General features: G+C 66.8%; 11 protein-coding genes. 9 read left to right on the top strand and 2 right to left on the bottom strand.

Annotated features, from left to right (window positions below; translation table 11 throughout):
- Window positions 1-594: adenylosuccinate synthetase (locus VGC77_RS23180; RefSeq protein ID WP_331173909.1), on the bottom strand; the 594-nt coding region annotated here is incomplete at its 3' end.
- Between the two features lie 424 nt (window positions 595-1018).
- On the opposite strand from VGC77_RS23180, the gene VGC77_RS23175 reads away from it, so the two are divergent.
- From VGC77_RS23175 to VGC77_RS23150, 6 genes are all read left to right on the top strand, one after another.
- A complete protein-coding gene (locus VGC77_RS23175; RefSeq protein ID WP_331173908.1) occupies window positions 1019-1477 on the top strand; it encodes a response regulator in 459 nt (152 codons plus the stop codon).
- Entirely contained in the window at window positions 1468-2085 is a 618-nt protein-coding gene (locus tag VGC77_RS23170; protein WP_331173907.1) for a helix-turn-helix transcriptional regulator, read from the top strand. The genes VGC77_RS23175 and VGC77_RS23170 overlap by 10 nt, the downstream gene beginning before the upstream one ends.
- Before the next feature lie 107 nt (window positions 2086-2192).
- On the top strand, window positions 2193-4085 hold the full coding sequence (locus tag VGC77_RS23165) for an ATP-binding protein (protein WP_331173906.1): 1893 nt from the start codon (window positions 2193-2195) through the stop codon (window positions 4083-4085).
- On the top strand, window positions 4082-4774 hold the full coding sequence (locus tag VGC77_RS23160; protein WP_331173905.1) for a response regulator: 693 nt from the start codon (window positions 4082-4084) through the stop codon (window positions 4772-4774). Before VGC77_RS23165 ends, VGC77_RS23160 begins: the two co-directional genes overlap by 4 nt.
- Before the next feature lie 161 nt (window positions 4775-4935).
- A complete protein-coding gene (locus VGC77_RS23155; RefSeq protein WP_331173904.1) occupies window positions 4936-5769 on the top strand; it encodes a response regulator in 834 nt (277 codons plus the stop codon).
- Window positions 5770-6047: 278 nt separating this feature from the next.
- A complete protein-coding gene (locus tag VGC77_RS23150) occupies window positions 6048-6611 on the top strand; it encodes a hypothetical protein (protein ID WP_331173903.1) in 564 nt (187 codons plus the stop codon).
- 111 nt (window positions 6612-6722) lie between these two features.
- Here VGC77_RS23150 and VGC77_RS23145 read toward each other — a convergent pair whose 3' ends face one another.
- A complete protein-coding gene (locus tag VGC77_RS23145; protein WP_331173902.1) occupies window positions 6723-6923 on the bottom strand; it encodes a hypothetical protein in 201 nt (66 codons plus the stop codon).
- Between the two features lie 349 nt (window positions 6924-7272).
- On the opposite strand from VGC77_RS23145, the gene ybaK reads away from it, so the two are divergent.
- The 3 genes from ybaK (at window position 7273) to VGC77_RS23130 (ending at window position 9315) form a co-directional block, all read left to right on the top strand.
- A complete protein-coding gene (gene ybaK, locus VGC77_RS23140) occupies window positions 7273-7746 on the top strand; it encodes a Cys-tRNA(Pro) deacylase (RefSeq protein ID WP_331173901.1) in 474 nt (157 codons plus the stop codon).
- A gap of 96 nt (window positions 7747-7842) precedes the next feature.
- Entirely contained in the window at window positions 7843-8148 is a 306-nt protein-coding gene (locus VGC77_RS23135; RefSeq protein WP_331173900.1) for a hypothetical protein, read from the top strand.
- Between the two features lie 234 nt (window positions 8149-8382).
- Complete coding sequence (locus VGC77_RS23130) at window positions 8383-9315, top strand: DMT family transporter (RefSeq protein WP_331173899.1); 933 nt, start codon at window positions 8383-8385, stop codon at window positions 9313-9315.
- Window positions 9316-9561: the final 246 nt, after the last annotated feature.

Here is a 9561-nt window from a genome sequence, read left to right as displayed (position 1 = left end):
CAAAAGCTGTGGCGCCAGCGCGGTCAATTCCTTCAGGATCGATGCAGCGCTGATCTCTTCCAGGTTGAGGCCGCGGCGCAGCGCGTTGTGATGCGCCAGCAACCGCTCGATCTTGTGCGGCAGCGTGTTGAGATCGGCGAGGTCCATCAGCCGGATCGCACGGCGACCGACCTTGTCTTCATAGGCCGGGCCGATGCCGCGCTTGGTGGTGCCGATCGCGGTGATCGCGTTGGAAGATTCCCGGAGCGCATCAAGCTCGCGGTGCAGCGGCAGGATCAGCGTGACGTTTTCGGCGATCCGCAGATTGTCCGGCGAAATCGCGACGCCCTGGCCCCGCAGCTTCTTCACCTCGTCGAGGAAGGCCTGCGGGTCGAACACCACGCCATTGCCGATCACCGCCAGCTTGGAGGGCCGCAGCACGCCGGACGGCAGCAGCGCCAGCTTATAGGTCTCGCCGTTGATCACCAACGTATGCCCGGCATTGTGGCCGCCCTGGAAGCGAACCACGATGTCGGCCTGTTCCGAGAGCCAATCGACGATCTTGCCTTTTCCCTCGTCGCCCCACTGGGCGCCGACGACGACGACGTTGGCCATTTCCGAACAATCCCCTGCAAATCCACGAGTGAGGCATGATCTGTTCGGAAAAACGGTCACCGCCCTTCCGCATCATGCGAGAATGCCAAGCCAAAACACGGCCGCGGCCGCTCGCGTGCGAGGCGTCCCATCGGATAACGGATGCCGGCAGGCGACGCAAGCGGCAAGGCCCGGCAAAGATCCGCGGGCCGATGCTCAAACCATTGATATCCCCCGAAAATCCTCCGATGCCGGGGACCGCGCCACCCGCCCCGGCCGCGGCGGCTGGCGCCGCCCGGCCGCCGCCATGACCGCGGCAGCCGCGCCGGCGCAGCGCCGCGCAGCCCGTATTGCTACGTACCGCAAAGTTAACACAGGGAAAGGAATCGCCCGGCACACTTGCCCAAAGCCGCGGATTCTGCGGGGTTTTACGACAGGTTGAACGATGATGCAGCCGGCGCAGCCAGCCCCACCAGACCGCGAGCCAAAGATCCGCGCGCTGGTGATCGACGACGACGCCAGCGTCGGCGCTGCGATCCGCGCCATCCTGGCGCGGCACGGCTATGCCACCGAACTCGCCAGCCGCGCCCATGCCGGAATGCGCAGCCTCGAACTGGCGCCGTTCGACGTCGTGCTGGTCGACATCTTCATCCCCGGCATGAGCGGCCTCGACACCATCAGCAGCATCCGGCGCAAGGTGCCGGCGTTGCCGATCGTGGCGATGACCGGCTTCCCGCCGCGGCCCTCGCAAGATCCCGCGATCGATTTCCTCGGCCTGGCGACGGCGCGCGGCGCCACCGCCTGCGTTCGCAAGCCCTTCACCCCGGAGCAGTTGCTCGGCGCCATCGCGGCCAGCCGGTCGCAAGGGCCGCAGCAGCAGAAAGCCGCGCCGCCATGTCCATGAAATCTCAGCCGCTGCGCGACGGCAAGTTGGCCGGGCCGCCGGCGCCCGGCAGCGGCGACCAGCCGATCGCCGACAACGGCACAGCCGGGGCGCGGCAGCTCGCCGCCAACGACGTCGGCGCGGTGATCGCGCATCAGCTGGTCGAACCGCTGACCGCGTTGCTGCTCTACATGCACGAACTGAACTGGACCACCAATGCGGAGGCCGCCGCGGCGCCCGGCGCCGCCCGGGCGCTGGCCGCCGACGCGCTGCGCGAGACGCAACGGATCTGCAGCATCATCGAGCGGATCGGCAATGCGTTCGAGGCATCGGGCGATTCCGCAGCCGCGGTCGCCGCCGGCCGCGACGCGCAGGCCTGGTGGACGCGCTGCATCGAGACCGCCGGCGACACCCCGACGCCGACCAGCCGCACCGTTCACCATCGGCTGACGCCGCGCGAGCGCGAAGTGCTCAGCCTGATCAGCGCCGGCTCGACCAACAAGGAGGGGGCGCTGCGGCTACATATCAGCCCGCGCACCTACGAGACGCATCGCGCCCAGATCATGCGCAAGCTCGGCGCCCGCAACGCCGCCGACCTGCTGCGCAAGGTGCTGGTGGAGGCACGATGAACCAATTCGGCGCGGACCGCCCGCGCCGCCGATCGCGGCGCGATCGGTTTGTGCTGTCGCGTAGGCGTCTTCGGCGTGTTCCCTGACCATCAGCGAAAGAGCCCAGCATGCATGCGATCAGAGGTTATATTGTCGAGAGCAATCTCGGAGAACAGATGTTCCGGCTCGCGGTCGAGGCCTGCCCCAACGGCATGGTGATGGTCGACAGCGACGGCAAGATGGTGATGGTCAACAGCGAAATCGAGCATCAGTTCGGTTACGCCCGCGAGGAACTGATCGGCCAGGCGGTCGACATGCTGGTGCCGAGCCGACTGCGCGACCAGCACGCCTCGCACCGTCACAACTTCACCCCGAAGCCGGAGAGCCGGCGGATGGGCGCCGGCCGCGATCTATTCGGCGTGCGCAAGGACGGCACCGAGTTTCCGGTCGAGGTCGGGCTCAATCCGATCCACGCCGGCGAACATCTGCTGGTGCTCGGCGTCATCGTCGACATCAGCCAGCGCAAGCACATGGAGCGGCTGAAGGAGGAATTCGTCTCCACGGTGAGCCACGAATTGCGCACGCCGTTGACTTCGATCGCCGGATCGCTCGGCCTGCTGGTCGGACAATGGTCCGGCCAACTGCCGGAATCGGCGGCCCGGCTGCTGACCATCGCGCACAAGAACAGCCAGCGGCTGGTTCGGCTGATCAACGACATCCTCGATATCGAGAAGATCGAATCCGGGCGCGTGGTGTTCAATTTCGGCCGCGTCGGGCTGAGCGCGCTGCTGCAGCAGGCGATCGAGGACAACCGGGGATTCGCCGAAGGCTACGGCGTCCACGTCATGCTCGATCCGAATTCGGTCGACGCCGACATCAACGCCGATCCCGACCGCTTCGCCCAGGTGATCACCAACCTGATCTCCAACGCCATCAAGTTCTCCCCCACCTCGGAGCAGGTGACGCTGTGCGTCTCGACCCATGACAAGATCGTCCGGGTCGAGGTGCGCGACCACGGCCCGGGGATTCCGCAGAGTTTCCGCTCGCGGATCTTCGAGAAATTCGCGCAGGCCGACGGCACCATTTCCAAACAGAAGGGCGGCACCGGGCTCGGCCTCAGCATCGTCCGGCAGATCGTCGAGCGGCTCGGCGGCCGGGTCGGCTTCGAGGACGCCGAGGGCGGCGGCACGGTGTTCTATGTCGACCTGCCGGCCTGGGACATCGCGGCCAGCGGCGAGACCGATATCGGCGCGGCGCCCGACGCGCCGCGCGTGCTGCTGTGCCAGAGCGACCACGACCAGGCGATCGCGATGCGGCTCAAGCTGCGGCAGAACGGCTTCGCGGTCGACTTCGCCCATGCCTCGTCGGCCGCGGTCGACCGCGCTGCGGCGACCGCTTACGCCGCGATCATCATCGACCCGGCGCTGCGCGACGGCAACGGCATCGACCTGTTGTTCCAGATCCGCGCCCAGATCCGGAACCGCAGCACGCCGCTGATCGGCATCGCCGATAACCCGCAGCTCGAGAAAAGCGACGTGCGGTCGTCGCGGCTCGACGTGCTGGAATGGCTGCACAAGCCGGTCGACGCCGACGCGCTGTTGACCGTGCTGCGGACCGCGCACGCCAGCAAGCCGCAGCGCCGCCCGAAGATCCTGCATGTCGACGCCGACTACGACGTGCTGTCGCTGGTGAGTTACGAGCTGCGCGCGGTCGCCGACGTGGTGTCGGCGAATTCGCTGCACGGCGCGCGGCAATTGCTGGCGGCGGCGCCGATCGATCTGGCGGTGCTGGAAATCGCCATCGGCACCGAGAGCGGCCTCGATCTATTGCCCGAGCTTCGCGACGCCGCGGGCGATCCGATTCCGGTGGTGATCTTCTCCACCGCCGGCGCCGCGATGCCGCGTAGCGAGCAGGTGCAGGCCACGCTGTCGAAGTCGACCGCCTCGCTGGAGACCCTCTGCGCCACGGTGCGTGGTCAGCTCGCGCGACTGCCCGATCGCACCGTCAAGGAGCCCGCATGACCGTGATTCACCTGTTGCATATCGACGACGAGCCGGACATTCGCGAGATCGTGGAGATTTCGCTCGCGGTCGATCCCGACTTCGTGGTGCGCAGTTGCAGCTCCGGCCAGGAAGCGCTGCCGGTGGCCGCCGAGTGGCAACCCGACATCATCCTGCTCGACGTGATGATGCCGGTGATGGACGGCCCGGCGACGCTGGCGCGGCTGCGCGACAACCCGGCAACGCAGTCGATCCCGGTGATCTTCATGACGGCGCGGGCGCAAACCCGCGAACTCGACCGCTTCCGCTCGCTCGGCGCGGTCGGCATCATTCCGAAACCGTTCGACCCGATGACGCTGGCGACCTCGGTGCGCAACTACGTACAATCGGTCGACCCGCTGGAGCGCGCCTGCGCCAGCTTCGTGCTGCGCGCCGCCGCCGACGCCGCAACGCTCGGCGGGCTGCGCGCCGAGCTCGATCGCGACGGCGATCCGACGACGGCACTGGCGGCGATCCGGCGGCTCGCCCACGGCCTAGCCGGCGCCGGCGGCATCTTCGGCTTTCCCGAAATCAGCGAGGCCGGCGCCGCGCTGGAAGACGCCATCATCGCCAGCGGCACCCCGCCGACGCGCTGCGCTGCGACCGACGCCGCGCTGGAGCGGCTGATCCGCTGTGCCAAAACCGGCCACGTCTCGACACCGACCAAGTAGCAGGGGTTTTCGGCGTTCTCGCCGCGAACAAATCAGCATTACTACCGAGATTTCGTTAGCTCGAAATTATCATTCCGTGCCCAGCATGATCACGGGAGCCGAGACGCTCCCCACGATCAACCGATCCGCCGCAAAGGCGGGCAAACACGCTGGAGGCGATGATGACCATGCTTGATACCATGCAAGCCGCGCCGAAAATGCTGATCGCCGACGACGATCCCTGGCTGGTCAGGGTGCTCGCCGAACGTTGCACCCGAATGGGCTTCGTGGTCGAGACCGCCAGCAACGGCCTGCAGGTGCTGATGAAAGCCCGCCTCGGCAAACCCGACATCCTTTTGATCGACGTCAACATGCCGGAGGTCGACGGGCTGTCGGTGTGCGCGCAATTGCTCGATCCCGACCGCGACCCGCTGCATGTGGTGGTGGTCACCGGAAGCCGCGACCCGGAAACCGTGGAGCGCTGCGAAAGCTTCGGCGCGTTCTACACCCGCAAGGGCTCGGCGTTCTGGAATGAACTCGAAGGCGCGCTGTCCGAGGTCTATCCGGCGCTGGAAAGCCGCATCAAACATTCCGGCGACCTGCACGCCCCCGCCGAGGTGCGGCAGCGGCCCTGCGTGCTGCTGGTCGACGACGACGCCAACGTCAGGGATTTCCTCACCAGCCGGCTGCGCAAATGCGGCATCGACGTGCTGTACGCCGCCGACGCCACCCAGGGCTATCGGATGGCCTGCCGGCAACAGCCGACGGTGATCGTCTCCGACTTTGCGATGCCCAACGGCGACGCCCAGTACCTGTTGACCAAGCTGCGCACCACCACTTCGACCGGCGAGATTCCGGTGATCGTGCTGAGCGGCCGCGACCTCAACGAGGTGACCCGGCAAACCCTGCGGCGGGAGATCTGCGGCCATCGCGGCGCCAACCAGATCCTGAAGAAATCGATGGACACCAGCGAACTGTTCGACACGCTGCAGCAATATTGCGGCTTCGCGCATTGAGCAGGATCCCGAAAACTGCATCCCGGTTTTCGGATCCGATGATGCGCGATCAAAGACCCAAAGCGGCATGACGCTGCGAAGGGACGAACCGTCATGCTTGCGCCGCAGCTCGCTGGCGCGGCCACGCGCGCGCGACGGCGCGCTAAAATTTTGTTTCCGGGCATGCCGGCGCGCCGCCTTGACACATTTGGAAACACATCGGCGTGACGGCAAAAAGATCTTGTTAAGGGCGTTAACCATAACCTCGCGGCGTCGCAACAGCCCTATCGGAGCACGCCATGACTACGATCTCCGCTGCATCCAGTAGCAGCTACCTCACGCCGCTGGAAAAGCTCCAGCAAGAACTGAAAGCCGAACTCGCCTCGGGCACGGTCGCTTCCACCGATAGCGACGCGTTGTCCTCGGCGCTCAACAGCATCGATTCCTCGCTGAGCGGCAGCGCGCAAAGCAGCAGCAGCGAACCGCCCTCGAGCAACGCGATCCAGTCCAAGATCGACGATCTGATCGCCACCCAGGTCAGCAACGGCAAGCTGAACAGCGACCAGGCCACCGAACTGAAAAACGTCTTCGCCAACGCGTTTTCCTCGGATTCCGCCGGCGGCGCCGGCGGCCCGCCCGCCGGCCCGCCGCCGTCCGATGCGACGTCGTCGACCGACAGCAGCAGCATCAGCTCGACCGACAGCACGTCGTCGAGCACCTCCGACGACATCGCCACCATCCTGAAGGACTTCCTGAAGCTGTTGCAGGACCAGCAAGGCTCCGCCACCGCCTACAGCGCCAGCGGCTCCAGCAGCACCACGGCGGCCTCGCAAAACGCGCTATTGCTCGACTTCACCACCTGACGATCGCGACCCGTGCCGCCCGCGCCTGTCCAGAACAGACAGGCCGATGGCCGCCGCGCCCGCCGCCCCGGCGCCGTGATCGGCCCCGCCGTCGCGCCGGATCGCCGCGCCTCACATCAGCCGGCAGGACGATGGAGTGCGCAGCACCACCAGACATTTCACCGGCCCGCAGCGCTCGCAGAAATAGCCGTGGACGTCGAAATTGGCATGCAGCGGATGCGGCGCCACCTCGGCAAGAATGGTCGGCGTATCACATACCGGGCATGGGTGACGGGGATCGTAGGACGTCTTTTTCGCTTGGGCGCGCCGCATCACTTGCCTCCCCTGGACGTTCTTCGCACCGCAATCAGCCGAAGCCTTCAGAGATACCCAGGGCTGCGCAGCGCTGCTGTCATGACCAACGGACCGTACCAAACGGACCATGACGACTGTGTAAAATCACCAGGCCGAGTTGACTGTTCAAAAGTGATCAAACCGGCCGATTCGCCGCGATCCGGCGCGACCGATGACCGGGTTCCACAGCGGCTGCCGCGGCGCGCTCCGCTCAGCGGGGAATGTCCGGGGCATTGACCTTGACGCCAGGGCGGCGCGGGTGCAGGGCAAATTGCTGCGTGCTGCGCATGCGTGTGTTGGTGCGAGCGTCAAGCCGGATAAGCTGCCGATGTCGAAAACCACCCGCGCCACCCAGGCGCTTGAAAAGCTCGGCGTCGCCTTCACGCTGCACGCTTACGACTACGACCCCGACGCCGACTCGATCGGGCTGCAGGCCGCAGCCGCACTCGGCGCCGAGCCGCGCTGCGTGCTAAAGACGCTGATGGCCGAGGTCGACGGCAAGCCGGTCTGCGTCGTGGTGCCGTCGGATCGCGAAGTCAGCATGAAGAAGCTGGCGCACGCCTTCGGCGGCAAGGCCGGCAAGATGATGAAGCCGGCGGACGCCGAGCGGCTGACCGGCTACCATGTCGGCGGCATCTCGCCGTTCGGCCAGAAGAAGCACGTGCCGACCGCGATCGAACAGGCCGCTCTCGCCGAGCCCCAGGTCTATCTCAACGGCGGCCAGCGCGGCTTGCAGATCCGGCTCGCTCCCAACGACGCCGCCACGGCGCTCGGCGCGCTGCCGCGCGACCTGGTGGCATGACGCCTTAGGAACCGCAGCCGCGCCGCCGGGTTGATGTCTGTCCTCACAATGCGCCGCAGAGCGCAACAGGCAGGGCGGGAAACCCGGGAGAGACAGATGAAACACGCGATTTGGATCGGTGCCGCGCTGTTGGCACTCGGCATCGGCAGCGCGCAGGCCGGTCCCTGCACCACCGCCGACGGCCGCGCCAAGGACGCCGGCGCCGGTCCCACGGTCGGCAACACCGGCCAGGCGCCGCGCGCCGACGCCTCCGGCACCGAGCAGCACCCGCCGACCTCGACCATCGGCCGCTCCACCGCGGGCGGGCCGGCCTCGTCGGAAGACGCGCAGCGGCAGATGCAGGGCCAGCCCACTGCAGCGCAGCAGGCGCAGGGCGCGCACGCGGTGGATCAGGACTGTTAGGCGGCGCGTCCGCCGAGCGGGCGGATGTTGCCCGCGGCCCGCGCTGCAGCAACGAGGCGACGCGCGGCTAATCTTGACGCCGCGCGTCCGGCCGCGCGGCCCGGCATCGCCGCCAGGCGACCCGGCATTGTGATCGCCGCAGAAATCCGTATTGCTGGGGCCGTTTTCAGCGGGCGGCGTTTGCGCGATGCGGGTTGACACCGGCGTGGGCCCGCGCCATCAGTTCGGGTCTCCATGACACTTTCGCATCCGCCCGCCGAGCACCACCGCTTCGCGTGGTTGTCCGACCAACCCTATCTGCTGCTCAGCCTGACCTCGCTGTTCTGGGCCGGCAACGCCATCGTCGGCCGCGCCGTGGCCGGGCATTTCCCGCCAGTGACTCTGTCGCTGCTGCGCTGGGCCGCGGCGTTTCTGATCGTGCTGCCGTTCGCCTGGCCGCATCTGAAGCGCGACTGGCACGAGATCCGCCGCCATTTCGGCATCATGGTGGCGATTTCGGTCGCCGGCATCTCGACCTTCAACACGCTGCATTACACCGCGCTGGAATACACCACGGCGCTGAACGCGCTGCTGCTGCAATCCACCGGACCGCTGTTCGTGGCGATCTGGTCGCTGATCGTGCTCGGGGTGCGGCTGACGCTGGCGCAGGCGCTCGGCATCCTGGTGTCGATGATCGGGGTGATGGAGATCCTGCTGCGCGGCGACCTCAGCCAGCTCGCCGACATCGATCTCAACCGCGGCGATCTGTTGTTCATCTTGGCGATGGCGATCTTCGGGCTGTATTCGGCGCTGGCGCAGAAACGGCCGACGATTCACAGCATGTCGTTCCTGGCCTTCACCTTCGGCTGCGGCGCTTTGTTCCTGGTGCCGCTGACGATCTGGGAACTGGTGCTGCGGCCGCTGCCGCAATTCGATCTCGGCAACATCGCTTCGCTGGGCTACGTCGCGGTGTTTCCCTCGATCCTGGCCTATCTTTGCTATAACCGCGGCATCCAATTGATCGGCGCCAACCGCGCCGCGCCGTTCTTTCACTTGATCCCGGTGTTCGGCTCGGCGATGGCGATCGGCTTTCTCGGCGAACGCCCGCAGGGGTTTCACGCCATCGGCTACGCGCTGGTGCTGGCCGGGGTCTATGTCGCGGCGCGCAAGCCGAAGGCCGCGGGCTAAACCGCCTCAGCGTTTCAACGCGTCGTCCCTGCGCACGCAGGGACCCATACGGCGCGGAGTCGCGTTTCGGCGCGGGTGGCCGGAGTCCACGTCTTCATTTCGCAGGCCAGGGGTGATGGGTCCCTGCGTGCGCACTAAGGCATGCACACATCTTGGGTGCGACGGATTGACTCGGGTGTTGCTGGGGGGATTCCAGAATCGGGAATTCGTGTGATCTGTCTTGCGACACTTCGATTTTGACGGGGG

It is taken from the genome of Rhodopseudomonas sp., assembly GCF_036404135.1.
Lineage (GTDB): Bacteria > Pseudomonadota > Alphaproteobacteria > Rhizobiales > Xanthobacteraceae > Rhodopseudomonas_A.
Note: the sequence above shows the minus strand (reverse complement) of the source record. Positions and strands in the feature narration are given on the sequence as shown.

Excerpts from the sequence above, each read along its gene's own strand:
- ybaK (WP_331173901.1), top strand. The coding sequence starts at position 7,273 with ATGTCGAAAACCACCCGCGCCACCCAGGCGCTTGAAAAGCTCGGCGTC.
- VGC77_RS23170 (WP_331173907.1), top strand. The coding sequence starts at position 1,468 with ATGTCCATGAAATCTCAGCCGCTGCGCGACGGCAAGTTGGCCGGGCCG.
- VGC77_RS23160 (WP_331173905.1), top strand. The coding sequence starts at position 4,082 with ATGACCGTGATTCACCTGTTGCATATCGACGACGAGCCGGACATTCGC.
- VGC77_RS23130 (WP_331173899.1), top strand. The coding sequence starts at position 8,383 with ATGACACTTTCGCATCCGCCCGCCGAGCACCACCGCTTCGCGTGGTTG.
- VGC77_RS23150 (WP_331173903.1), top strand. The coding sequence starts at position 6,048 with ATGACTACGATCTCCGCTGCATCCAGTAGCAGCTACCTCACGCCGCTG.
- VGC77_RS23155 (WP_331173904.1), top strand. The coding sequence starts at position 4,936 with ATGACCATGCTTGATACCATGCAAGCCGCGCCGAAAATGCTGATCGCC.
- VGC77_RS23135 (WP_331173900.1), top strand. The coding sequence starts at position 7,843 with ATGAAACACGCGATTTGGATCGGTGCCGCGCTGTTGGCACTCGGCATC.
- VGC77_RS23165 (WP_331173906.1), top strand. The coding sequence starts at position 2,193 with ATGCATGCGATCAGAGGTTATATTGTCGAGAGCAATCTCGGAGAACAG.
- VGC77_RS23175 (WP_331173908.1), top strand. The coding sequence starts at position 1,019 with ATGATGCAGCCGGCGCAGCCAGCCCCACCAGACCGCGAGCCAAAGATC.
- VGC77_RS23145 (WP_331173902.1), bottom strand. The coding sequence starts at position 6,923 with ATGCGGCGCGCCCAAGCGAAAAAGACGTCCTACGATCCCCGTCACCCA.